Genomic DNA, 25,831 nt, shown 5'->3' on the forward strand with positions numbered 1-25,831 from the left:
AAAGCAAAGCACAACGCCTGAATAGCGATTATGCTGAAGGTTTGCAGAAAAAGGAGAGGATGATGTTTACCCTGAACTGGCAACCGCCTTATGACTGGTCATGGATTCTGGGTTTCCTTGCCGCCCGTGCGGTCGACGGGGTGGAAACCGTCGAGGCGTTACGCTACACGCGAAGCCTGGCGATAGGACAACATAAGGGAATCATCGCCGCCGTTCCCGACACCGCGACGAACACGCTTCAGGTAACGCTGAGTGAAGGGCTATTGCCGGTCGCGGATATCTGCCTTGAAAAAATGGAGCGACTGTTTGATTTGCGCTGTAAACCACAGCAGATCAGCCATGCGTTAGGTGAACTGGGCGCGGCGCGTCCGGGACTGCGCCTGCCCGGTTCGGTGGACGCCTTTGAGCAGGGCGTCCGGGCGATTCTGGGCCAACTGGTGAGCGTGGCGATGGCGGCAAAGCTGACGTCGAAGGTTGCACGATGGTATGGCGACGTGTTAGCGGACAGCCCGGAGTACGTCTGTTTCCCTACGCCTGAACAGCTAGCCGCAGCCGATCCGCTGGAACTGAAAGCGTTGGGCATGCCGCTGATGCGCGCCAACGCGCTTATCTATCTGGCGCAGGCCGCCCGGGATGGAATACTGGTAACCCAGCCGCCGGAAGATATTGAACAGGGAATCAAAATGCTACAGGGATTTCCGGGGATTGGTCGCTGGACGGCAAACTATTTTGCCCTGCGCGGCTGGCAGGCGAAGGACGTGTTTTTGCCTGACGACTATCTGATCAAACAACGTTTCCCGGGGATGACTCCCGCGCAGATCCGTCGCTATGCGGAGCGCTGGAAACCCTGGCGCTCCTACGCGTTATTGCACATCTGGTATACCGAGGGATGGCAGCCGTCAGTTGATCGCGAAATAACTGGTGTTGAGTAGCAGATCCAGCGGTTGCGCTTCGGCGATGATATCGCCATAAATCTGGTCGATACCAATACCTGACAGCGTATCCATGACGATCGGCGTTTGCACCGGCCCGGCAATGGTTTTCATCCCCAGGCGCTGGGCGTGGCCCTGGATGATCGACACCAGCATTTCATCCATCATGTTGCCGTGAATGCTGGCGCTCAACTCACTGTCGAGCAGCAGGTAATCCGCCAAACTTTTGGTCATCAGATTGAAGATCTGCAGATCGCGGCCAATCTGGCTCACAATGATGTGACACCCTGCCTGGCGTAATGTCTGAATTGCTTTGGTGCTCTCCTGTGGGTTCAGTAACAGCGCTTCCGCAGGCACAATCAGATGTAGCAGGCGTCCCGGCAGAGTGCTCTGCTCCAGTTGAGCCAGAAGTTCGTCAATCAGCGTTGTGCTGATTAATCCCGCCACCGAAAGCGGCAGGGCGACGCTGAGTCCTTTGCTGGCAACCGCCGGCGCTGCATGATGGAAAAATTCATGGAGCACGCGGCGATCCAGCGCATGGCTGAGCGCCGGATCGGCTAAGCTTGCCCGAAAGGCCTGCTCTTCCATGACTTCTCCTTCACTGGTCCACAGTCGCAGCGAGATCAGCCAGAAATTACGTGCTTCGGGAATGCGTGGTGACGCAACGCCGCGGGCGACCATCAGCAAGTGGTTATCTTTAATCATCCGCCATTGCTCATCCAGCGACATCATCGCGCGCTCGTGATGCGCCTGCTCTTGTTGTGGTTCATACACGGTCACCTGGCCGCGCCCGCCATTTTTAGAGGCATAGCAGGCGATATCTGCCTGCGACATCACCTCAACCGCCTGGCAATTGTTCTCGTCGATGAGCGTGATCCCGGCGCTGGCACCAATGCGATGCAGGCGGCCTTCCCACATAAAGTGGTAATCATTGACGGCGTTAACGATCCGCGTGGCGATAAAGCGCGCGCTTTCAATATTACACTCCGGCAACAGCAGGCCGAACTCATCACCGCCCAGACGCGCCAGCACGTCGCTGGAACGCAACATGCTGAGCATCAGTTGCGCCAGTTCGCGCAGCAGCGCATCGCCCGCCGCGTGACCGGCGCTGTCATTTACCGCTTTAAAACGATCAAGATCGATAAAGACCAGCGCGTGGCGCTGATGCGCACTGCGGACGGTTTGCAGCAGCAGTTTCAGCTTGTTTTCAAAACTAGCCCGATTGGTCAGGTGGGTGAGGGCGTCGTGGGTGGCGCTGTAGCTTAGCTGGCGCAACATCTTACGTGACTCGGTGACATCCTGAATCACCAGCACTGAACCGATATTTCCACCGTCCAGGGTGCTAAGCGGGGTTATGCTGTAGTGAATGTCGTAACTGCCGCCGTTGCGACAATGGAGAACCACATCCTGTTCGATGGCGGAGCGGGACATATCAGCACTGTAGATGTTCTCCATCAGCGGGCCGTTATCGCCAAAGGTGATGCGCAGTACCGTCAACAGCGGTACGCCAATGGCATTCTCCTGCTGCCAACCGCTCATCTTCTCGGCGACCGGGTTCATAAAGGTAACTTTCAGATCAACGTCAATACACACCACCGCTTCCCCGATGGAGTCGAGGGTAATGTGCAAACGCTCTTTTTCCTGAAACAGCGCTTCATTCAACTGCTTCACTTCGGTCATGTCCATATTGATACCGAGCAGTCGTTCGACTTCGCCATCTTTATTTAACACCCGATTCGCCAGCGAGCGGATATGGCGGACGCCGTCTTTCACCGCAATGCGGAATTCCATCTTAAAAGGCAGGCGCGCGGCTAAGGAGTCACGCACCACCTTTTCTGCATACTCGCGGTCTTCCGGGATAACGCAGTCGTACCAGAGCGACCAGGTGGGCTTAACATGAGCGGGAACCTCATACAGTTCGAACATACGCTTATCCCAACTGATGACGTCGGGTTGCAGTTCCCATTCCCAGATCCCAATGCCGCCAGCTTCGTTTGCCAGCGTGATGCGTTCCATCAGCCGTTTGTTAACCCATTCGGTATGTTTGAGATCGTTGATGTCTTCAATTTGGGCAATAAAGTAAAGCGGCGTGCCGTCAGAATGGCGGACCAGCGAGACGGTCAGCAGCGCCCAGACGATCTCGCCCGTACGGGTGTAATAGCGTTTCTCCATCGAATAGCTATTAATGTCGCCGCTCACCAGCATGGTGAGTTGCTCCAGATCTTTATGCAGGTCTTCCGGCCAGGTGAGCTGCTGAAAGGTCAGCGCGCGTAACTCATCCTGGTTATAGCCGAGAAACTGGCATAACGCTTTGTTGGCCTGCAGCCATTGCCCTTCTGTACCGACCAGCGCCATACCGATCGCTGAATACTCCATCGCGTTGCGAAAACGTTCTTCGCTTTCCGTAATGTGCTTACGTTCGGCGCGAAAGGCGTACATCACCATGGTCATGATGTTCGCGGGTAAGAGAATCATTAAGAACGGCAGCCACGGCAGGTTGTTCATGACATGCACTTTGGGGGTGACCAACAGTGACGGGTCGGCCGCCATCATCAGCGATACCATCATGACGGTAGCGAGGAAGATGAGAAAGGCTTCCATCCGTGGCAACCGCACGGCGCTCCACATCAGCAGTACGATCACTAACGTAAAGGGCCATGGAACATACTTCATGGCGAACCAGCTCAGAACCAGGGTGACGACTAGCGTCAGCAATGTTTCCAGGAGCAGACGCGGGTTGCGGTGGCGCAACAGGTAGTGTGGTTTGAACAATAATCCCAACGGTACCAGCGCCAGCGCGCCGATGGATTCCGACAGCACCCAAATCAGAAACGCTTTCAACGGCGTTTCATTCGGCGACATAATCCACACCAGAATACCGCCCAACAGCGGCGGGATAACCGCACTGCCGAAGGCAAGACGTAGCCAGTCATTGAGATTCTGTAACGGGTTGTACCAGGGTAACAGCTTACGTAACAGCATAGCGCCGACGACGGCTTCAATGATGTTGATCGCGGTGTAGGTAAAATTCAGCGCGCTGGGCGGGAACAAGACCAGCGATGCGCCAATGCTCCCTAACGAACAGGCGAGCGCAATTCCGGGCCACATCCGTCCGGCGTGACGGTAAAAGGCCACCATCATGATCGACGTCGGGAACCAGAGCGGGGCGAGTTGGGTGCCAAACTGGGATAATTCCAGTGAGAAAAGGGTAAAAATAAAAGCCGTCAGCCCTAAACTGACGAAGCGCAGCAGAGGATGCGGCAAGGTAACTAAAACATGTTGGGATGGTTTACTCATTACCCTGTATCCGAGTGGCCGGAACGTCGCGGAACGCCCGGACGCATCGTGATATTCTCTGTTTATGCTAGTACAAACAATTTACAATTTATATCCCGGTTGCTCATTATTTGACATTATATGGCGATTAATTACTGCGAAACCGGGTTAATTCCGCGGGGTGCTCTAAATCTGAACAAATAAATTTGCGACAGGGAAACGTTGGGCGCGAAATACACTCCCTGCTATCTCGACTGGTATCGCACGCCCGAAATCCCTATAATTGCCGCGTTTGACGCCCATGCGGCGTCGTCCTTCCTAACCAGGTTATTCAGGTCGCTAAATTTATGACTGATCAGTCCCATCAGTGCGTCATTATCGGTATTGCTGGCGCATCGGCTTCCGGCAAGAGTCTTATTGCCAGTACCCTTTATCGCGAGTTGCGTGAACAAGTCGGTGACGAACATATCGGCGTTATTCCCGAAGACAGCTATTACAAAGATCAAAGCCATCTGTCGATGGAAGAACGCGTTAAAACTAACTACGACCATCCGAATGCGATGGATCACAGCCTCCTGTTTCAGCACCTGCAGGCCCTCAAACGGGGTTCGGCGATCGAACTACCGGTATACAGCTACGTCGAACACACCCGCATGAAAGAGACGGTTCGTGTTGAGCCAAAGAAAGTCATCATTCTTGAAGGGATTTTGCTGCTGACCGACGCGCGTTTACGCGAAGAGATGAACTTCTCTATTTTTGTCGATACCCCGCTGGATATCTGCCTGATGCGCCGTATCAAGCGTGATGTTAACGAACGTGGTCGTTCAATGGATTCCGTCATGGCGCAGTATCAGAAGACCGTGCGTCCGATGTTCCTGCAATTTATTGAACCGTCTAAACAATACGCCGATATTATCGTGCCGCGCGGTGGGAAAAATCGCATCGCCATTGATATTCTGAAAGCGAAAATCAGTCAGTTCTTTGAATAAGCCCGGCGAATTGTGTACCGTTCAGTGATAACCTGGTTTGCCCTTAATGCACAATGCGTTAAGCGCCCGATGCACGAAAGGAGAAAGTGCCATGCGTCTGTGTGACCGAGATATTGAAGCCTGGCTTGATGAAGGCCGTTTGTCGATCAACCCGCGTCCGCCCGTTGAGCGCATTAATGGCGCAACTGTGGATGTGCGCCTGGGCAATAAATTTCGTACATTTAGTGGACATACCGCTGCCTTTATCGATTTAAGTGGACCGAAGGCAGAAGTGAGCGCTGCGCTGGATCGCGTTATGAGCGATGAGATCGTCCTGGCGGAAGGGGATGCATTTTACCTGCATCCTGGCGAACTGGCGCTGGCAGTGACCTATGAGTCGGTGACCCTGCCGGCGGATCTGGTGGGGTGGCTGGACGGTCGCTCTTCACTGGCGCGCCTGGGTCTGATGGTTCATGTGACCGCGCACCGTATCGATCCGGGCTGGTCTGGCTGTATCGTGCTGGAATTCTATAATTCCGGTAAATTGCCGCTGGCTCTGCGCCCAGGGATGCTGATCGGCGCGTTGAGTTTCGAGCCGCTATCGGGGCCTGCGCTTCGACCTTACAACCGTCGTGAAGATGCGAAGTATCGCGATCAGCAGGGCGCTGTCGCCAGCCGGATTGATAAAGACTGAGTCTACTCCATTGAGGATAGCATGAGACGATTTCTGACGACGCTGATGATTTTGCTGGTCGTGTTGGTGGCCGGCTTCTCCGCGTTAGTATTGTTAGTCAATCCGAATGATTTCCGCGCTTATATGGTGCAACAGGTGGCTGCGCGAAGCGGTTATCAACTGCAACTGGACGGCCCACTGCGCTGGCACGTCTGGCCGCAACTCAGCATCCTCTCCGGGCGTATGGTGTTAACGGCAGAAGGGGCCGCTGAACCCCTGGTTCGTGCGGATAATATGCGTCTGGATGTCGCACTGTGGCCGCTGCTGAGCCATCAGCTCAGTGTCAAACAGGTGATGCTCAAAGGCGCAGTGATTCAGCTAACGCCGCAAACGGAAGCGGTACGCCGTGAAAACGCCCCGGTGGCCCCGAAAGACAACACCTTGCCAGATGTTGCCGAAGATCGCGGTTGGTCGTTTGATGTCGCCAGTCTGCGTGTAGCGGACAGCGTACTGGTCTTTCAGCATGAAGATGATGAACAGGTAACCGTTCGCGATATTCGTCTGCAGATGGAGCAGGATGCACAGCATCGCGGCACCTTCGAATTTTCAGGCCGGGTGAATCGCGACCAGCGCGACCTTACCCTTGCTTTCAACGGTACCGTTGACGCTTCCGACTATCCGCATAACTTCACCGCGGGTATTCAACAGTTAAGCTGGCAGTTGCAGGGCGCCGATCTGCCGAAACAGGGCATCCAGGGGCAGGGACAACTGCAGGCGCAGTGGCAGGAAGAGAAGAAAACGCTCACCTTCAGCCAACTCAATGTGACGGCGAACGACAGCGCCCTGACCGGAAACGTGCAGGTGACGCTGAAGGAACAACCGGCATGGCTCGTCAACCTGCAATTTGCCCGCCTGAATCTGGATAACCTGTTAGCGCCGCCCGAAAATGCCAGCAGCGCCAACGGCGCGGTGGCGCAGGGGGGAAGTCAGCCGCCGCTGGCGCGTCCGGTGATTTCAAGTCGTGTGGATGAACCCGCCTATCAGGGGCTGAAAGGCTTTAGTGCCGATATCGCGCTGAAAGCGGATAACGTGACATGGCGTGGGATGAATTTTACCGACGTCAGTAGCCGTATGACGAATCAGTCCGATGTGCTGACGATCGCCGAACTGCAAGGCAAACTCGATGGCGGGATGATATCGCTGCCGGGGACGCTGGATACGCGTGCGCAAACGCCACAAGTGGTATTCCAGCCGCGTCTGGACGACGTCGAAATCGGTACGATCCTCAAGGCATTCAACTATCCGATTGCCCTGACCGGCAAGATGTCGCTGGCGGGAGATTTTTCCGGTGCGGATATCGATGCCCAGTCATTCCGTCACAGCTGGCAGGGGAAAGCCCATGTTGACATGCGCGACACGCGGATGGAGGGCATGAACTTCCAGCAGTTGATTCAGCAGGCCGTGGAACGCAGCGGCGGCGATGTACAGTCGATGCAAAGCGTTGATAACGCGACGCGTCTGGCCCGCTTTGTCACGGACCTGACGCTGGATCACGGTAAACTGACGCTGGATAACATGGCAGGCGAGTCCGCAATGCTGTCCCTGACGGGGCAGGGGACGCTCGACCTGGTCGGGCAAACCTGTGATACGCAGTTTAACGTGCGGGTGCTGGATGGCTGGAAGGGCGAAAGCAAGCTGATCGATTTCCTGAAGGCGACTCCGGTTCCGCTGCGGGTTTACGGTAACTGGCAGGCGCTGAATTACAATCTGCAGGTGGATCAATTACTGCGTAAGCATATGCAGGATGAAGCGAAGCGTCGTCTGAACGACTGGGCGGAGCGAAATAAAGATTCCCGCAACGGCAAAGATGTGAAGAAGCTGCTGGATAAACTCTGATTCGGTAGGGCGTGTGTGCCGGATGGCGACGCTTCGCGTCTTAATCCGGCCTGGAAACGGATAATGGCCATATGCCGGGCGGCACATTCGTCACCCGGCATTGTTTCATATTAAACCTCGTAATCCATCTCATCCTCATTGCGTAAAGGCATAATTTGAACCTTCTGTACCCGATGGCTTTCCACCTGCAACGTTTTTAGCAGGAAATCGCCCACCTGGACTTCTTCTCCCGGCTTTGGCACGCGCTGCAATTCTTCCATCAGCAGACCCGCAATGGTGTGATATTCCCGTTTTTCATCAAGCGGCAGCGGGACATATTGCACCAGATCTTCCAGCGGCATGTGGCCGTTGACGGTCCATGAGCCGTCCGGGTTTTTCTGGATGTCATGGCGGGCATCTATCTCTTCCGCCTCGTTCGGCAGATTACCGGCAATGGTTTCCGTGACGTCACTGAGCGTCACGATCCCTTCCACTGAGCCGAATTCATCGACGACAAAAGCAAAGTGCGTTCGCGCATTGCGGAACTGTTCCAGCGCCGGAAGCAGAGGTAGCGTTTCCGGGAACACCAGCGGCTGACGAATCAATACCCGCAGGTTCAGCGGTTCACCGCGCAGCGACTGCTGCAGCAGGTCAATCACGTGCACCACGCCCAGCAGATCTTCCTCATCGTGACCACCGGTCACCACCAGGCGCGTATGCTGGTTTTTTTCCAGCAGCGAGCGAATCTCTTCTTCCGGCGCGGTGAGGTCGATATGCTCGATGTCATGGCGCGAGGTCATAATACTGCTGACCGTGCGCTGATTGAGGTTGAGTACGCGCTCAATCATTCGACGCTCTTGCGGGTTGAAAATCTGGCTGTCGTCATGGTCAACCAGCAGCGAGGCGGTTTCCGCATCCAGTTCGGCTTCTTCTTTCTGGCCGCTCAACAGACGCATTACCGCCTCGGTCGTCCGTTGGCGCAGGGTGTGATTGGCCGACAGGAAACGACGACGGTTAAAGATAGCCAACTGGTTCAACGCTTCGATCATCACCGAGAAGCCAATGGCGGCGTACAGATACCCTTTCGGGATCCGGAAGCCGAAGCCTTCCGCCACCAGACTGAAGCCGATCATCAGCAGGAAGCTGAGACAGAGGATGACAATGGTCGGGTGGCTGTTCACAAAGCGGGTGAGCGACTTACTCGCCAGTAGCATCAGGCTGATGGCAATAATCACCGCCGCCATCATCACCGCCAGGTGATCCACCATACCGACGGCGGTGATCACGGAGTCGAGCGAGAAGATGGCATCCAGCACCACAATTTGCGCCACCACACCCCAGAATTTCGCCCCTTTACGCTGAGTGGGGTTGTTGCTGTCTTTCCCTTCGAGCCGTTCGTTCAGCTCCATTGTGGCTTTAAACAGCAGGAAGAAGCCCCCAAACAACATGATCAAATCGCGGGCGCTAAAGCTTAGACCGTGCACGCTAAACAGCGGTTTGGTCAGCGTGACCAGCCACGAGATTGATGCCAGCAGCAGCAGACGCATCAGCATTGCCAGGATAAGCCCGGTCACGCGCGCACGGTCGCGCTGCGCAGGCGGCAGTTTCTCTGCGAGGATGGCAATAAAGACTAAGTTATCAATGCCGAGGACTAATTCGATCACGACCAGCGTGACCAGTCCGGCCCAGATTGACGGATCGGCGATCCATTCCATAGTAAATGTAATACCTTTCGTTATATGACAATTGTCACAATTCGATCATGGATAAAGCGGACGGAAAATGCAATGGCGAGAGGGGATTTCTCATGTATTCACCTTGCTGATTGCGCTGAAAATAACCATAAAGTTTCTGTCGGGAATAATTAAATATGGCAAAAAGCTATTTAGGAAATATCGCAGGGTGAATAGAGGAAATAGATTCTGTCAACATCAAGTAATTCCTAAAATCTGGCCAATATATCGCTTAATATTAATCTTAAAAACAGAGAATAGCAGGCGTGTTACCTTGCCTGCAATTACGTTAGCTGTAACAATTCTTCCAGCGTTAATGATGGACGAGTAAATATATTACGTGGGGTTCCGGTTCATTAATGGCTGACATTCAGAATGCCTTAACATTTTCTCTGTTACGACAAACAGTGAAATAACAAGGCTTATAAAAACATAACCTAATCAGTGTATTGGTAGCTAAAAAGCCAGGGGCGGTAGCGTGCCTGAACGCCTGATGACGAGTCTGCATTATTCTGTCAATAGCTTACGGATGAATTCAATTTTTTTAGGACTGATGCCAGTTAAATTTCTTTTCAATTAACTGCAATGTAAATGTGTACGGCGAAGTCGCTATTTAAATTGCACAGGATAATTACTCTGCCAAAGTGATAAATAATCAATGATGAAATCCAAAATGAAATTGATGCCATTATTGGTGTCGGTAACCTTGATAAGCGGTTGCACAGTACTTCCGGGCAGCAATATGTCTACGATGGGCAAAGACGTGATTAAACAGCAAGACGCTGACTTTGATCTCGACCGGATGGTGAACGTGTATCCACTCACGCCACGACTGGTAGAACAATTACGCCCGCGCCCGAATGTCGCCCAGCCGAATATGTCGCTGGACCAGGAGCTCGCCAGCTATGAGTACCGTGTCGGGGCAGGGGATGTGCTGAGCGTGACCGTCTGGGATCACCCGGAACTCACTACGCCTGCGGGCCAATACCGTAGCTCCAGCGATACCGGTAACTGGGTTCAGCCCGATGGCACCATGTTTTACCCGTACATCGGCAAGGTCAGCGTGGTCGGAAAAACCCTGGCAGAAATCCGTAGTGATATTACCGGGCGCTTAGCGAAGTACATTGCTGACCCGCAGGTGGACGTTAATATCGCCGCTTTCCGTTCGCAAAAAGCCTACATCTCCGGGCAGGTGAATAAATCCGGGCAGCAGGCGATCACCAACGTGCCGTTGACCGTGCTGGACGCCATTAACGCCGCCGGCGGCCTGACGGAAGTGGCTGACTGGCGCAATGTGGTGCTGACGCACAAAGGCAAAGAACAACGCATTTCACTGCAGGCGCTGATGCAAAACGGCGATCTCAGCCAGAACCGTCTGCTTTATCCCGGCGATATTCTCTATGTGCCGCGCAATGACGACCTGAAAGTGTTCGTGATGGGTGAAGTGAAAAAACAGAGCACCCTCAAAATGGACTTCAGCGGCATGACGCTGACCGAAGCGCTGGGTAACGCCGAAGGCATCGATCTGACCACCTCCAACGCCAGCGGCATCTTCGTGATCCGTCCGCTGAAAGGCAAAGGCCCTGGCGGCAAGATTGCCAACATCTATCAGCTTGATATGTCTGATGCGACCTCTCTGGTCATGGCGACGGAATTCCGTCTGCAGCCGTATGACGTGGTGTATGTCACCACCGCACCGGTCGCGCGCTGGAACCGTCTGATCAATCAGTTGCTGCCGACCATCAGCGGTGTCCGTTACATGACGGATACGGCCAGCGACCTTCATAACTGGTAATCGTCATGTTTAACAAAATATTAGTGGTTTGCGTGGGAAACATTTGCCGTTCCCCGACGGCAGAGCGTTTGCTTAAACAATATCACCCGCAGATAACGGTGGAATCCGCCGGTCTGGGCGCGCTGGTGGGAAAAGGCGCTGACGCTTCAGCGGTGAGCGTGGCGGCAAGTCATGATCTTTCTCTGGAAGGACACTGCGCGCGTCAGGTCACCGGGCGGCTGTGCCGGGACTATGACCTGATCCTGGCGATGGAAAAAAGACATATCGCCTCTCTGCACGAACTGGCGCCCGAGATGCGTGGCAAGGTCATGCTTTTCGGGCACTGGGACGATGAACGCGAAATTCCCGACCCGTATCGTAAAAGCCGTGAGGCGTTTGAAGCGGTGTACGCCTTACTTGAACGGTCTGCTCGCCAGTGGGCGCAGGCATTGAACGCAGAGCAGGTAAAATAATGACAGAAAAAGTAAAACAGTCTGCCGCACCGGTAACGGGCAATGATGAGATCGATATCGGTCGTCTGGTGGGAACCGTTATTGAAGCGCGCTGGTGGGTGCTGGGCATTACGGCGGTCTTTGCGCTATGCGCGGTGATTTACACACTCTTCGCCACGCCTATCTACAGTGCGGATGCGCTGGTACAGATTGAACAAAACACCGGCAACTCGCTGGTGCAGGATATCGGCTCTGCGTTATCCAACAAGCCGCCGGCTTCGGAAGCGGAAATTCAGCTCATCCAGTCGCGTCTGGTATTAGGCAAAACGGTGGACGATCTGGATCTGGATATTTCGGTCACCAAAAACACCTTCCCGCTGTTTGGCGCGGGCTGGGAACGGCTGATGGGGCGACAGAATGAATCGGCAAAAGTCACCACCTTTACCCTGCCGAAAGGGATGAACGAACAGACCTTCACCCTGACGGTGCTGAGTGACAAAGACTACCAACTGACCAGCGACGGCGGCTTCAGCGCGCGCGGACAGGTCGGGCAGACGCTGAGCAAAGACGGCGTCACGATAGTAGTCAGTGAAATTCATGCTCGACCGGACACGGAATTTACTGTCACCAAATTCTCCACGTTGGGGATGATCAATAACCTGCAAAACAACCTGACGGTAGTCGAAAACGGCAAAGATACCGGCGTGCTCAGCCTGAGCTTTACTGGCGAAGACCGCGATCAGATCCGCGACATTCTCAACAGCATTACCCGAAATTATCTGGAACAGAACGTTGAGCGCAAATCTGCCGAGGCGGCGAAAAGCCTGGCCTTCCTGGCGAAACAGCTGCCGGAAGTGCGCCAGCATCTGGACGTGGCAGAGAATAAACTCAATGCGTTTCGTCAGGATAAAGACTCCGTCGATTTGCCGCTGGAAGCGAAAGCCGTGCTGGACTCAATGGTTAACATTGATGCGCAGCTTAACGAACTGACCTTTAAAGAAGCGGAAATCTCGAAACTCTTCACCAAAGCGCACCCGGCGTACCGCACGCTGCTGGAAAAACGTCAGGCGCTGGAAGATGAAAAAGCCAAACTGAACGGGCGCGTGACGGCGATGCCGAAAACGCAGCAGGAGATTGTGCGCCTGACGCGTGACGTTGAGTCGGGTCAGCAGGTCTATATGCAATTGCTGAACAAACAGCAGGAGCTGAAGATCACCGAGGCCAGCACCGTGGGTGACGTGCGGATCGTTGACCCGGCCATTGCCCAGCCTGGCGTGCTGAAGCCGAAGAAAGCGCTGATCATTCTCGGCAGCATCATTCTGGGCCTGATGCTCTCTATCGTTGGCGTGCTGCTGCGTTCACTGCTCAACCGCGGTATCGAAAGCCCGCAGGTGCTGGAAGAGAATGGCATCAGCGTATACGCCAGCATTCCGCTGTCGGAATGGCAGAAAGCGCGGGATAGCGTCAAGACCATTAAGGGTGTTAAGCGTTACAAGCAGAGTCAACTGCTGGCAGTGGGTAACCCGACCGATCTGGCGATTGAAGCCGTGCGCAGCCTGCGCACCAGCCTCCACTTCGCCATGATGCAGGCACAAAACAATGTCCTGATGCTCACCGGGGTTAGCCCGTCTATCGGGAAGACCTTTGTCTGCGCCAACCTTGCGGCGGTGATCAGCCAGACCAACAAGCGTGTACTGCTGATCGACTGCGATATGCGTAAAGGCTATACCCACGAACTGCTCGGCACCAATAACGTCAACGGTCTGTCCGAGATTCTGGTCGGCAAAGGGGATATCGCCTCCTGCGCGAAACCGACGTCCATTCCTAATTTTGACCTTGTACCGCGCGGTCAGGTACCGCCAAACCCGTCTGAGCTGCTGATGAGCGAACGCTTTGCTGAACTGCTGCGTTGGGCGAGTAGCCACTATGACCTAGTGCTGATCGATACGCCGCCAATCCTGGCCGTCACCGACGCCGCGATTGTCGGACGTCACGCAGGCACGACGTTGATGGTCGCTCGCTATGCCGTCAATACCCTGAAAGAGGTGGAAACCAGCCTGAGCCGTTTTGAGCAAAACGGCATTCAGGTGAAAGGGGTGATCCTCAACTCCATCTTCCGGCGCGCCACCGGGTATCAGGATTACGGGTACTACGAGTACGAATACAAGTCCGACACAAAATAAAAAATCGTGAGTGGCCTACACGTTGGGCCCTCCGGCATCACTTCCTGGGAAAAGAGCATGAATACAGAAAATCCGCTGATCTCCATTTATATGCCAACCTGGAACCGGCAGCAGCTCGCCATTCGGGCAATTAAATCGGTGCTGCGTCAGGACTATCCCCACTGGGAGATGATCATTGTTGATGATTGCTCTTCCTCTTATGAACAGCTACAGCAGTTTGTTGAGGGATTAAACGACCCGCGCGTACGTTACACCCATAATGAGATCAACTCTGGCGCCTGCGCGGTGCGTAATCAGGCCATCGTCCAGGCGCAAGGGCATTACATCACCGGTATTGATGATGATGATGAGTGGACGCCAAACCGTTTGAGCGTGTTCCTTGCCCATAAACATCAACTGGTGACTCACGCTTTTTTGTACGCCAACGATTATGTCTGCGAAGGCGAAGTTTACTCGCAGCCGGCGAGCCTGCCGCTGTATCCGAAATCCCCTTACTCGCGCCACCTGTTCTATAAACGCAACATCATTGGCAATCAGGTCTTTACCTGGGCGTGGCGGTTTAAAGAGTGCCTGTTTGATACCGAACTGAAAGCCGCGCAGGATTACGACATCTTTCTGCGGATGGTGGTGGAGTATGGCGAACCGTGGAAGGTGGAGGAGGCGACGCAGATCCTGCACGTTAATCATGGCGAAATGCAGATCACCTCGTCGCCGAAGAAATTCTCTGGCTACTTCCATTTTTACCGCAAGCATAAAGATAAATTTGACCGCGCCAGTAAGAAATATCAGCTGTTTACGCTCTACCAGATCCGCAATAAGCGCATGACCTGGCGCACGTTGCTGACGCTGTTTTCACTGCGCAACGGCAAGCGTCTGGCTGACGGGCTGCGAGGACGTTAAGCATGCTGGAAGATATCCGTGCTAACAGCTGGAGCCTGCGCCCGTGCTGCATGGTGCTGGCCTACCGGGTTGCTCATTTCTGCTCCGTCTGGCGCAAAAAAAACGTGCTGAACAATCTGTGGGCCGCGCCGGTGCTGGTGCTGTATCGGCTGATAACCGAATGCCTGTTCGGCTATGAAATCCAGGCGGCGGCCACCATCGGACGGCGCTTCACCATTCATCATGGTTACGCCGTGGTGATTAACAAAAACGTGGTGGCCGGTGACGATTTCACGGTTCGTCATGGCGTCACTATCGGCAATCGTGGTGCTGACAGCCTGGCCTGTCCGGTGATAGGCAACGGTGTGGAACTGGGTGCCAATGTGATTGTGCTGGGTGACATCCGCATCGGAAATAACGTGACGATTGGCGCAGGCAGCGTGGTGCTCGACAGCATCCCGGACAATGCGCTGGTGGTGGGCGAGAAGGCCCGGGTGAAGGTAATTAAATGAATATTGTGCAATTTAATGTGCGACTGGCGGAAGGTGGTGCGGCTGGAGTGGCATTAGATCTGCATCAGCGCGCACTGCAAAAAGGGCTGACTTCGCAATTTATTTACGGCTACGGCAAGGGCGGGAAAAAGAGCGTCAGCCATAGCCACTATCCTCATGTCATCAAACAGACGCCGCGTCTGACATCAGTGGCTAATATCGCCCTGTTTCGCCTGTTCAATCGCGATCTGTTTGGCAATCTGAACAATCTCTATCGTACCGTGACCCGCACGTCAGGCCCGCTGGTGCTGCATTTTCACGTTCTGCACAGCTACTGGTTGAATCTGGCTGACGTGGTAGCGTTCTGCGAAAAGGTGAAAAACCACAAGCCGGACGTCACGCTGGTCTGGACACTGCACGATCACTGGAGTGTGACCGGGCGCTGCGCCTTTACCGACGGCTGCGAGGGGTGGAAAACCGGCTGCCAGAAATGCCCGACGCTGAGTAATTATCCGCCGGTGAACGTTGACCGCGCGCATAACCTGGTCGACGGAAAACGCCAACTGTTCCGCCAGATGCTGACGCTGGGTTGCCAGTTTATCTCTCCAAGCCAACACGTTGCCGATGCGTTTAACAGCCTGTACGGCGCGGGGCGCTGCCGCATTATCAATAATGGGATCGATGTGGCGACCGAAGCGATTCTGGCAGAATTGTCTCCGGTCAATGAGACCCCGGGGAAACCGAAAATTGCGATTGTGGCTCATGACCTTCGCTATGACGGAAAAACCAATCAGTGTCTGGTGCGCGACATGATAGCGCTGGGCGATAAGGTTGAACTGCATACCTTTGGCAAATTCTCGCCGTTTGACGGGGCAAACGTGGTGAATCACGGCTTCGAAACTGACAAACGCAAACTGATGAGCGCGCTCAACCAGATGGACGCGCTGGTGTTCAGCTCCCGCGTGGATAACTATCCACTGATTTTATGTGAAGCGTTGTCAATCGGCGTGCCGGTGATCGCCACCCACAGCGACGCGGCGCAGGAAGTCCTGCGCAAGGCGGGCGGAAAAACGTTTGCCGCTGAAGAGGTGCTGTCACTGGTGCAGATGAACAAAACTGACATCGCGCAGACGGTTTTTGGTACCTCGCTCAGCGCCTTCCGCGAGCGCAGTCGTGCGGCGTACAGTGGTCAACAGATGCTGGAGGAATATGTCTCGTTCTATCAGAATCTGTAGCTATCTGCTGCTGCCGCTGATCTACCTGCTGGTCAACGTCAAAATTGCCCAACTGGGCGAAAGTTTCCCCATCACTATTGTCACTTTTTTACCCGTTTTATTGCTGCTGTACGTTGAACGAATCAGCATTAAGAAGCTGATGATTGCATTAGGGATTGGTGCAGGGCTGACGGCGTTTAACTATCTGTTCGGTCAGTCTCTGGACGCCAGCAAATACGTCACCTCGACGATGCTGTTTGTCTATATCGTGATCATTATCGGTATGGTCTGGAGCATTCGCTTCAAAACCATCTCGCCGCATAACTACCGTAAGATCCTGCGCTTTTTCTATCTGGTAGTGGCGTTGGTGGTGGTGCTGGCGGCGGCGGAAATGGCGCAAATTATCCTGACCGGCGGCAGTAGCCTGATGGAAAGCATTTCGAAGTACCTTATTTACAGCAATAGCTATGTGTTGAATTTTATTAAATTTGGCGGCAAGCGAACCACCGCGCTCTATTTCGAACCGGCATTTTTTGCTCTGGCCTTAATCTCAATTTGGCTCAGCATCAAACAGTTTGGTATCAAAACGCCTAAAACCGATGCTATGATTCTGGCAGGGATAATATTATCAGGATCGTTTTCAGGGGTAATGACATTTATCCTGTTTTACCTGCTGGAATGGGCGTTCCAGTATCTGAATAAGGATGCGATAAAGAAAAAACTGCCGCTGGCGATAATCTCATTAGCCGTGTTTTTAGTAGGGGTGATATTTGCATTTCCTTATATCTCCACACGTCTTGGAGATTTAGGAACGGAAGGGTCGTCTTCTTATTATCGTATTGTCGGTCCGTTAGTGATGGTCGGTTATTCTTTAACCCATATTGATGGCGTCGTCAGATTTGGCTCACTTTACGAATATGTCGCATCATTCGGAATCTTTAACGGTGCAGATGTCGGGAAAACAATAGACAATGGTTTGTATCTGCTGATTATTTATTTTTCCTGGTTCGCGGTGTTAATGACGCTGTGGTACATGTGGAAAATCTTAAAAATGACGTTAAATGCATTTGGCGATAATCGGAATTTTCGGGTGCAACTTTATCTTTTTACACCGGTGTCACTGTTTTTTACCGGTTCGATATTTAGCCCGGAATATGCATTTTTAATCGTTTGTCCGTTTATTTTGCGCAAGGCGCTGAATATGACAAAAGTATGATGAGGTTAATTCTATGCTGCTCAGTATTATCACCGTCGCGTTTCGCAATCTGGACGGCATCGTCAAAACCCATGCGTCACTGGCGCATCTGGCGAAGGCGACCGACATCCGCTTTGAGTGGATCGTGGTGGACGGCGGTTCAAATGACGGTACGCAAGAATTTCTGGAAAACCTCTGCGGTAACTACCACTTACGTTTTGTCAGCGAACCGGATAACGGCATCTATGATGCGATGAACAAGGGCATTGAAATGGCGCGTGGCAAGTTCGCGCTGTTCCTTAACTCCGGCGATATCTTTCATCCGGATGTCGCCCACGTTGTACGTCAGTTACAGACACAAAAAGATGACGTGATGATTACCGGTGATGCGCTGCTCGATTTTGGCGATGGTCATAAAACGAAGCGTAGCGCGAAACCCGGTTGGTATATCTATCACAGTCTGCCGGCCAGCCATCAGGCGATCTTTTTCCCGCTGGCGGGACTAAAAGTCTGGCACTACGACCTGCAATATAAAGTGTCATCGGATTATGCGCTGGCCGCCAGATTGTATAAAGAAGGTTATGACTTTAAAAAACTGGACGGTCTGGTCTCTGAATTTTCAATGGGCGGTGTGTCAACGACGAATAATCTGGAATTATGCGAAGACGCCAAAAAAGTGCAGCGTCAGATATTACGCGTGCCGGGTTTTTGGGCTGAATTATCGAAGCTATTACGCTTACGTACGACAGGTAAAACGAAAGCCTTATATAACAAAGCCTGAAATATAAGGATTAATGATGCAGGATTTACGTGGTTTCTCCGTACCGAAAGGATTTCGCGGCGGAAATGTAATTAAAGTGCAATTGTGGTGGGCCGTACAGGCAACATTATTTTCCTGGTCACCGCAGGTGTTATATCGCTGGCGCGCTTTTTTGCTCCGTCTGTTTGGCGCGAAAATAGGAAAAAACGTAGTCATTCGACCGTCGGTGAAAATTACCTATCCGTGGAAATTAACCATTGGTGATTATGCCTGGGTAGGGGATGACGTCAATTTATATACGCTCGGCGATATTACGATTGGTGCCCATGCGGTGGTTTCGCAGAAAAGCTATTTGTGTACCGGCAGTCACGATCATACCAGCGCGCATTTTGATATTAACGCCACCCCGATTGTGATTGGCAATAAATGCTGGCTGGCAACGGATGTGTTTGTGGCGCCAGGCATAACGATAGGCGATGGCACTGTCGTTGGTGCGCGCAGCAGTGTTTTTAAATCGCTACCGGCAAATATGATTTGCCGTGGCAATCCCGCAGTTGTGATACGCGAACGCGTTGAAAAGTAATCAGTTTCCCCGTCATGTTTCGGGTTGTAGCGGTGTTGGCATTCCTTGATTATCCGGTCACTTACTTCTGTAAGCTCCTGGATAAGCGGCGTCACCGCCTTGCTATAACCCGAACGATTTAGGGGATAATTAAGAGGTAATAAAATGTCTAAAGTCGCTCTCATTACCGGCGTTACCGGGCAGGATGGTTCTTACCTGGCAGAACTTCTGCTGGAAAAAGGTTATGAGGTTCACGGTATTAAGCGTCGTGCGTCTTCATTTAACACCGAGCGCGTGGATCACATCTATCAGGATCCCCATGCGAGCAACCCGAAATTCCATCTGCACTACGGTGATCTGACGGACTCCTCCAACCTGACGCGTATTCTGCAGGAAGTGCAGCCGGATGAAGTCTACAACCTGGGTGCGATGAGCCACGTTGCGGTTTCCTTCGAATCGCCGGAATACACCGCCGATGTGGATGCGATGGGAACGCTGCGTCTGCTGGAAGCCATCCGCTTCCTCGGTCTGGAAAAGAAAACCCGTTTCTATCAGGCATCGACCTCTGAGCTGTACGGTCTGGTGCAGGAAATCCCGCAAAAAGAGACCACGCCATTCTACCCGCGCTCGCCGTATGCGGTCGCCAAACTTTACGCCTACTGGATCACCGTCAACTACCGTGAATCCTATGGTATCTACGCCTGTAACGGCATCTTGTTTAACCATGAATCGCCGCGTCGTGGCGAAACCTTCGTCACCCGTAAAATCACCCGCGCGATTGCTAACATCGCTCAGGGGCTGGAGTCCTGCCTGTATCTCGGCAACATGGATTCCCTGCGTGACTGGGGCCATGCGAAAGACTACGTCAAAATGCAGTGGATGATGCTGCAACAGGAACAGCCGGAAGACTTCGTGATCGCGACCGGCGTGCAGTACTCCGTGCGTCAGTTCGTCGAAATGGCGGCGGCCCAGTTGGGGATCAAACTGCGCTTTGAAGGCGAAGGCGTGGAAGAGAAAGGGATTGTGGTTTCTGTCACCGGTCATGACGCGCCAGGCGTGAAACCGGGTGATGTGATTGTGGCCGTTGATCCGCGCTACTTCCGTCCGGCAGAAGTGGAAACTCTGCTGGGTGACCCGAGCAAAGCGCATGAGAAACTGGGCTGGAAACCGGAAATTACGTTGCAGGAAATGGTCTCCGAGATGGTCGCTAAAGATCTGGAAGCGGCGAAGAAACACTCCCTGCTGAAATCTCATGGCTACGAGGTTGCCATCGCGCTGGAGTCTTGAGAATGAGCAAACAACGTATTTTTATTGCTGGTCATCGCGGAATGGTGGGTTCCGCGATTGCCCGCCAGCTTGCGCAGCGTGGTGATGTGGAGCTGGTGCTGCGCACCCGCGATGAGCTGAACCTGCTGGACAGCAAGGCAGTGCTGGATTTCTTTGCCACTGAGCGTATCGATCAGGTTTATCTGGCGGCGGCGAAGGTAGGCGGTATTGTTGCCAATAACACGTATCCGGCCGATTTCATCTTTGAAAATATGATGATGGAAAGCAACATCATTCACGCCGCGCATCTGCATAACGTGAATAAGCTGCTGTTCCTCGGTTCGTCCTGTATCTATCCCAAACTGGCAAAACAGCCGATGGCGGAGAGTGAACTGTTGCAGGGCACGCTGGAACCAACCAACGAGCCGTATGCCATTGCCAAGATTGCCGGTATCAAACTGTGCGAGTCATACAACCGCCAGTACGGGCGCGACTATCGTTCCGTGATGCCGACCAACCTGTATGGTCCACATGACAACTTCCATCCGAGCAATTCGCACGTGATCCCGGCGTTGCTGCGTCGTTTCCACGAAGCGACCATGCAGAATGCGGCGGACGTGGTGGTGTGGGGCAGCGGGACGCCGATGCGTGAGTTTCTGCACGTCGATGATATGGCCGCCGCCAGCATCCACGTGATGGAACTGGACAGCGAAGTCTGGCAGGAGAACACCCAGCCGATGCTGTCGCACATTAACGTCGGTACGGGCGTGGATTGCACCATTCGCGAACTGGCGCAGACCATCGCTCAGGTTGTGGGCTACAAGGGCCGCGTGGTGTTTGACGCGACGAAGCCGGACGGTACGCCGCGAAAACTGCTGGATGTGACCCGTTTGCATCAGCTGGGCTGGTATCACGAGATCTCACTGGAAGCGGGCCTTGCCAGCACATATCAGTGGTTCCTTGAGAATCAGCATCGGTTCCGGGGGTAAACATGTTTTTACGTCAGGAAGATTTTGCCACCGTCGTGCGTTCCACGCCGCTTGTCTCCCTCGATTTGATCGTGGAAAACGCGCAGGGGGAATTTCTGCTGGGTAAACGACTGAACCGACCGGCGCAGGGCTTCTGGTTCGTGCCCGGTGGCCGGGTGCAAAAAGATGAGCCGCTGAGTGCGGCCTTCGAACGCCTGACCGAAGCCGAACTGGGGCTACGTTTGCCGCTGTCTGCCGGGGAGTTTTATGGCGTCTGGCAGCATTTCTATGACGACAACTTTTCCGGTGAAGACTTCTCAACGCATTACATCGTGCTCGGTTTCCGTCTGCGGGTGCAGGCGCATGATGTGCCTCTGCCTGACGCGCAGCACGGCGCTTACTGCTGGCTGACGCCCGCGGCGTTGCTGGCTAGCGACAACGTCCATGACAACAGTCGGGCGTATTTTTTGCCGGAATGTCAGGCTAAGGCGCTGGGATTATGAGGATCCTTGTGTATGGCATCAACTACTCACCGGAATTAACCGGCATCGGTAAATACACCGGTGAAATGGTGGAGTGGATGGCGCGCGAAGGCCATGACGTGCGGGTTATCACCGCGCCGCCGTATTACCCGCAGTGGAAAGTGGGCGAGCGCTATTCAGCCTGGCGCTATCGCCGGGAAGAGGGGGATGCCACTGTCTGGCGCTGCCCACTGTATGTGCCAAAGCAGCCGTCAACACTGAAACGATTACTGCATCTGGGCAGCTTCGCCCTCAGCAGCTTTTTCCCGCTGATGGCGCAGCGTCGCTGGAAGCCGGATCGCATTATTGGCGTGGTGCCCACGCTGTTTTGTACGCCGGGAATGCGGCTGCTGGCGAAACTCTCAGGCGCCCGCACGCTGCTGCACATTCAGGATTATGAAGTCGATGCGATGCTGGGGCTCGGTCTGGCAGGCAACGGTAAAACCGGCAAAGTGGCACAGCTGGCGACCGCTTTCGAGCGTAGCGGTCTGCATAACGTCGACAATGTCTCCACCATCTCCCGCTCAATGATGAATAAAGCCCAGGCGAAAGGGGTGGCGGCAGAGAAAGTGATCTTCTTCCCTAACTGGTCAGAAGTCGCCCGTTTTCAGAATGTTAACGATGACGAGGTTATCAGACTCCGCCAACAGCTTGGTTTGCCGGATGACAAAAAAATCATTCTTTACTCCGGCAATATCGGCGAGAAGCAAGGGCTGGAAAACGTGATTGCGGCGGCGGAACAACTGCGTGAGCAGCCGCTGGTTTTCGCTATCGTCGGGCAGGGCGGCGGCAAAGCGCGTCTGGAGAAAATGGCCCGCGAGCGCGGTCTGCGCAACGTTCTGTTTTTCCCGTTGCAGCCTTACGAGGCGCTACCTGCGCTATTGAAGATGGGCGATTGCCACCTGGTGGTGCAAAAACGCGGGGCGGCGGATGCCGTTCTGCCCTCCAAGCTGACCAATATTCTGGCGGTGGGCGGCAATGCGGTGATTACCGCAGAACCGGAGACGGAACTCGGCCAGCTTTGCGACCGCTATGCAGGCATTGCGGTGTGCGTTGAGCCGGAATCGGTCGATGCGCTGGTGGCAGGGATAACGATGGCGCTCACCATGCCAAAAAACAACACGGTGGCACGTGAATATGCCGAACGCACGCTCGATAAAGAGAATGTGCTACGTCAATTTATGAATGATATTCGGGATTAAATTATGAGTCAGACAACACTCTATCCGGTTGTGATGGCCGGTGGCTCCGGTAGCCGCTTATGGCCGCTTTCCCGTGTACTTTATCCTAAGCAGTTCTTGTGCCTGAAAGGCGATCTCACCATGCTGCAAACGACCATTTGTCGTCTTAACGGCGTGGAGTGCGAAAGTCCGGTGGTGATCTGCAACGAGCAGCATCGTTTTATCGTCGCGGAGCAATTGCGTCAGCTTAATAAACTGACGGAGAACATTATTCTTGAACCGGCGGGACGTAATACCGCGCCGGCCATTGCATTAGCGGCACTGGCGGCAAAACGTCACAGTCCGGACTGCGACCCGCTGATGCTGGTGTTGGCGGCAGACCACGTGATTGCCAACGAAGAGGCCTTTCGCGACGCGGTGCGCAACGCAATGCCGTACGCCGAAGCCGGAAAGCTGGTCACGTTTGGTATCGTTCCGGATCTGCCGGAAACGGGCTACGGCTATATCCGTCGTGGCGATGTCACCCCCGGCGTTAACGATGCCGTGGCGTTTGACGTTGCGCAGTTTGTGGAAAAACCGAGTCTGGAAACAGCGCAGGCCTATGTCGCCAGCGGTGATTATTACTGGAACAGCGGGATGTTCCTGTTCCGTGCCGGACGCTATCTGGAAGAGCTGAAAAAATACCGTCCCGATATCCTGGAAGCCTGCGAAAACGCGATGAGCGTGGTCGATCCGGATCTCGATTTCATCCGCGTGGATGAAGCATCGTTCCTGGCGTGTCCGGAAGAATCTGTCGATTACGCAGTAATGGAACGCACGGCGGATGCGGTGGTGATGCCGATGGATGCGGGCTGGAGCGATGTCGGCTCCTGGTCCTCGCTGTGGGAAATCAGCGCCCATACCGCCGAGGGAAACGTCCATCACGGCGACGTCATCAGCCATAAAACGGAAAACAGCTACGTCTATGCCGAATCGGGACTGGTGACCACCGTCGGCGTGAAAGACCTGGTGGTGGTGCAGACCAAAGACGCTGTGCTGATTGCCGACCGTAACGCGGTGCAGGACGTCAAAAAAGTGGTTGAACAAATCAAAGCCGATGGCCGCCACGAACACCATATTCACCGCGAAGTGTACCGTCCGTGGGGGAAATATGACTCCATCGACGCCGGTGACCGCTATCAGGTCAAACGCATCACCGTGAAACCAGGGGAAGGGCTGTCGGTACAGATGCACCACCACCGCGCCGAACACTGGGTGGTGGTGGCGGGTACCGCCAAAGTCACCATTGACGGTGAGATCAAACTGCTCGGTGAAAACGAGTCTGTCTACATTCCGCTGGGAGCCACCCACTGTCTGGAAAACCCAGGGAAAATTCCACTCGATCTGATTGAAGTGCGCTCAGGTTCTTACCTCGAAGAGGATGATGTGGTGCGGTTTGAGGATCGCTACGGCCGGGTGTGACGCCCTAACCATCATCTTTCGCGCCGCAGATGCGTTGGCTTCCTTTACGCACCCCGGTCACTTCGTTGACTAAGCTCCCGGGGATACGCGCAGTCGCCGCCTTCCTGCAACGCGAAATCTAATGGTTATGTACTTTACAAAAAATATCTCCAGTCCGGAGAGGGACAACTGTTGCCTGAATAAGGGTAAAAACATGACAAAATTAACCTGTTTCAAAGCCTACGATATTCGCGGCAGGCTGGGCGAAGAGCTGAATGAAGAGATTGCGTGGCGGATTGGTCGCGCTTACGGCGAATTTCTGAAGCCGAAAACCATTGTGCTGGGCGGCGACGTGCGTCTGACCAGTGAGGCGCTGAAGCTGGCGCTGGCAAAAGGGTTGCAGGATGCCGGCGTTGACGTGCTGGATATCGGCCTGTCAGGCACCGAAGAGATCTACTTCGCGACTTTCCACCTTGGCGTGGACGGCGGGATTGAAGTCACCGCCAGCCACAACCCGATGGACTACAACGGCATGAAGCTGGTGCGCGAAGGCGCTCGTCCCATCAGTGGCGATACCGGTCTGCGTGACGTGCAGCGTCTGGCCGAGGCCAACGACTTCCCGCCGGTGAACCCCGCGCAGCGCGGAAGCTATAAGCAAATCTCCCTGCGTGATGCCTATATCGACCATCTGTTCGGCTACATCAATGTTAAAAACCTCACCCCGCTGAAGCTGGTGATCAACTCCGGTAACGGCGCGGCAGGCCCGGTGGTGGACGCCATCGACGCGCGCTTTCAGGCGCTGGGCGTGCCGGTAGAATTGATCAAAGTGCATAACACCCCGGACGGCAACTTCCCGAACGGCATTCCTAATCCGCTGTTGCCGGAGTGTCGCGCCGATACCCGCAATGCGGTGATTGAACATGGCGCGGATATGGGGATTGCCTTTGACGGTGATTTCGACCGCTGCTTCCTGTTCGACGAGAAAGGCCAGTTCATTGAGGGTTACTACATTGTCGGCCTGCTGGCGGAAGCGTTCCTCGAAAAACAGCCGGGTGCCAAAATCATTCACGACCCGCGTCTGTCCTGGAACACGGTGGATGTGGTGAAAGCGGCGGGCGGCACGCCGGTGATGTCGAAAACCGGTCACGCTTTCATTAAAGAGCGGATGCGCCACGAAGACGCCATCTACGGCGGCGAGATGAGCGCCCACCACTATTTCCGTGATTTTGCTTACTGCGACAGCGGAATGATCCCGTGGTTGCTGGTGGCGGAACTGGTGTGTCTGAAGGGACAGTCACTGGGTGAACTGGTACGAGACCGGATGGCGGCATTCCCGGCGAGCGGCGAAATCAACAGCAAGCTGGAGGAACCGGCGGCAGCGATTTCTCGGGTGGAACAACACTTTGCCAGCGAGGCGCTGGCGGTGGACAGAACCGACGGGATCAGCATGTCGTTCGTCGACTGGCGTTTCAACCTGCGCTCCTCCAA

21 protein-coding genes are annotated in these 25,831 nt (G+C 54.2%); 19 read left to right on the top strand and 2 right to left on the bottom strand.

Features of this window, described 5'->3' with window-relative positions; genetic code table 11:
• The first annotated feature begins 62 nt into the window (after nucleotides 1-62).
• Nucleotides 63-932: a DNA-3-methyladenine glycosylase 2 gene (alkA, locus tag OGW13_RS18570; protein WP_043001888.1), complete on the top strand. Its 870-nt coding sequence runs from the start codon at nucleotides 63-65 to the stop codon at nucleotides 930-932.
• Here the strand turns inward: alkA and OGW13_RS18575 are convergent.
• Nucleotides 900-4,229, bottom strand: coding sequence for a diguanylate cyclase (locus OGW13_RS18575; protein ID WP_054176021.1), 3,330 nt, complete (start codon nucleotides 4,227-4,229; stop codon nucleotides 900-902). The two genes, alkA and OGW13_RS18575, sit on opposite strands and share 33 nt — an antisense overlap.
• Nucleotides 4,230-4,555: 326 nt before the next feature.
• Here OGW13_RS18575 and udk point away from each other — a divergent pair, with 326 nt between their 5' ends.
• The 3 genes from udk to asmA all read left to right on the top strand — a co-directional run bounded on the left by udk (nucleotide 4,556) and on the right by asmA (nucleotide 7,745).
• Nucleotides 4,556-5,197, top strand: coding sequence for a uridine kinase (udk, locus tag OGW13_RS18580; RefSeq protein WP_042318055.1), 642 nt, complete (start codon nucleotides 4,556-4,558; stop codon nucleotides 5,195-5,197).
• Nucleotides 5,198-5,288: 91 nt separating this feature from the next.
• Nucleotides 5,289-5,870 (top strand): dCTP deaminase, encoded by a 582-nt coding sequence (dcd, locus tag OGW13_RS18585; protein ID WP_043000174.1) that lies wholly within the window; start codon nucleotides 5,289-5,291, stop codon nucleotides 5,868-5,870.
• A gap of 21 nt (nucleotides 5,871-5,891) precedes the next feature.
• The gene (gene asmA, locus OGW13_RS18590) at nucleotides 5,892-7,745 is read left to right on the top strand and encodes an outer membrane assembly protein AsmA (RefSeq protein WP_054176022.1); all 1,854 of its coding nucleotides are present in this window, start codon (nucleotides 5,892-5,894) and stop codon (nucleotides 7,743-7,745) included.
• A gap of 110 nt (nucleotides 7,746-7,855) precedes the next feature.
• Here the strand turns inward: asmA and OGW13_RS18595 are convergent, their stop codons facing one another.
• The gene (locus OGW13_RS18595; RefSeq protein WP_043000176.1) at nucleotides 7,856-9,439 is read right to left on the bottom strand and encodes a TerC family protein; all 1,584 of its coding nucleotides are present in this window, start codon (nucleotides 9,437-9,439) and stop codon (nucleotides 7,856-7,858) included.
• Nucleotides 9,440-10,115: 676 nt separating this feature from the next.
• On the opposite strand from OGW13_RS18595, the gene OGW13_RS18600 reads away from it, so the two are divergent.
• The 15 genes from OGW13_RS18600 to cpsG all read left to right on the top strand — a co-directional run.
• Nucleotides 10,116-11,252: a polysaccharide export protein gene (locus OGW13_RS18600; RefSeq protein WP_043000178.1), complete on the top strand. Its 1,137-nt coding sequence runs from the start codon at nucleotides 10,116-10,118 to the stop codon at nucleotides 11,250-11,252.
• A 5-nt stretch (nucleotides 11,253-11,257) separates the two neighbouring features.
• A complete protein-coding gene (gene wzb, locus OGW13_RS18605) occupies nucleotides 11,258-11,704 on the top strand; it encodes a low molecular weight protein-tyrosine-phosphatase Wzb (protein WP_043000179.1) in 447 nt (148 codons plus the stop codon).
• Entirely contained in the window at nucleotides 11,704-13,866 is a 2,163-nt protein-coding gene (wzc, locus tag OGW13_RS18610; protein ID WP_043000180.1) for a tyrosine-protein kinase Wzc, read from the top strand. The genes wzb and wzc overlap by 1 nt, the downstream gene beginning before the upstream one ends.
• Before the next feature lie 57 nt (nucleotides 13,867-13,923).
• Complete coding sequence (gene wcaA / locus OGW13_RS18615; RefSeq protein WP_044258698.1) at nucleotides 13,924-14,766, top strand: colanic acid biosynthesis glycosyltransferase WcaA; 843 nt, start codon at nucleotides 13,924-13,926, stop codon at nucleotides 14,764-14,766.
• Between the two features lie 2 nt (nucleotides 14,767-14,768).
• Nucleotides 14,769-15,257 (top strand): colanic acid biosynthesis acetyltransferase WcaB, encoded by a 489-nt coding sequence (gene wcaB, locus OGW13_RS18620; protein ID WP_043000182.1) that lies wholly within the window; start codon nucleotides 14,769-14,771, stop codon nucleotides 15,255-15,257.
• Nucleotides 15,254-16,471, top strand: coding sequence for a colanic acid biosynthesis glycosyltransferase WcaC (gene wcaC / locus OGW13_RS18625; protein WP_287116347.1), 1,218 nt, complete (start codon nucleotides 15,254-15,256; stop codon nucleotides 16,469-16,471). Before wcaB ends, wcaC begins: the two co-directional genes overlap by 4 nt.
• Nucleotides 16,446-17,666: a colanic acid polymerase WcaD gene (gene wcaD / locus OGW13_RS18630; protein WP_043000184.1), complete on the top strand. Its 1,221-nt coding sequence runs from the start codon at nucleotides 16,446-16,448 to the stop codon at nucleotides 17,664-17,666. Before wcaC ends, wcaD begins: the two co-directional genes overlap by 26 nt.
• A 13-nt stretch (nucleotides 17,667-17,679) precedes the next feature.
• On the top strand, nucleotides 17,680-18,426 hold the full coding sequence (wcaE, locus tag OGW13_RS18635; RefSeq protein WP_043000185.1) for a colanic acid biosynthesis glycosyltransferase WcaE: 747 nt from the start codon (nucleotides 17,680-17,682) through the stop codon (nucleotides 18,424-18,426).
• Between the two features lie 16 nt (nucleotides 18,427-18,442).
• Complete coding sequence (wcaF, locus tag OGW13_RS18640) at nucleotides 18,443-18,988, top strand: colanic acid biosynthesis acetyltransferase WcaF (RefSeq protein WP_287116350.1); 546 nt, start codon at nucleotides 18,443-18,445, stop codon at nucleotides 18,986-18,988.
• A 144-nt stretch (nucleotides 18,989-19,132) separates the two neighbouring features.
• Nucleotides 19,133-20,254 (top strand): GDP-mannose 4,6-dehydratase, encoded by a 1,122-nt coding sequence (gene gmd, locus OGW13_RS18645; RefSeq protein WP_043000187.1) that lies wholly within the window; start codon nucleotides 19,133-19,135, stop codon nucleotides 20,252-20,254.
• Nucleotides 20,255-20,256: 2 nt separating this feature from the next.
• Entirely contained in the window at nucleotides 20,257-21,222 is a 966-nt protein-coding gene (gene fcl / locus OGW13_RS18650) for a GDP-L-fucose synthase (RefSeq protein ID WP_043000188.1), read from the top strand.
• A gap of 2 nt (nucleotides 21,223-21,224) precedes the next feature.
• Complete coding sequence (locus tag OGW13_RS18655; RefSeq protein WP_044258703.1) at nucleotides 21,225-21,704, top strand: GDP-mannose mannosyl hydrolase; 480 nt, start codon at nucleotides 21,225-21,227, stop codon at nucleotides 21,702-21,704.
• The gene (wcaI, locus tag OGW13_RS18660; RefSeq protein ID WP_054176026.1) at nucleotides 21,701-22,924 is read left to right on the top strand and encodes a colanic acid biosynthesis fucosyltransferase WcaI; all 1,224 of its coding nucleotides are present in this window, start codon (nucleotides 21,701-21,703) and stop codon (nucleotides 22,922-22,924) included. Before OGW13_RS18655 ends, wcaI begins: the two co-directional genes overlap by 4 nt.
• 3 nt (nucleotides 22,925-22,927) lie before the next feature.
• Nucleotides 22,928-24,364, top strand: a complete 1,437-nt coding sequence (gene cpsB, locus OGW13_RS18665) for a mannose-1-phosphate guanyltransferase (protein WP_043000191.1) — start codon at nucleotides 22,928-22,930, stop codon at nucleotides 24,362-24,364.
• Between the two features lie 193 nt (nucleotides 24,365-24,557).
• Nucleotides 24,558-25,831 (top strand): colanic acid biosynthesis phosphomannomutase CpsG (gene cpsG / locus OGW13_RS18670; RefSeq protein ID WP_287116348.1); only part of this gene is annotated, 1,274 nt, incomplete at its 3' end.

The sequence above is a fragment of the Citrobacter sp. Ca225 genome, from assembly GCF_030337175.1.
Taxonomy (GTDB): Bacteria; Pseudomonadota; Gammaproteobacteria; order Enterobacterales; family Enterobacteriaceae; genus Citrobacter_A; species Citrobacter_A amalonaticus.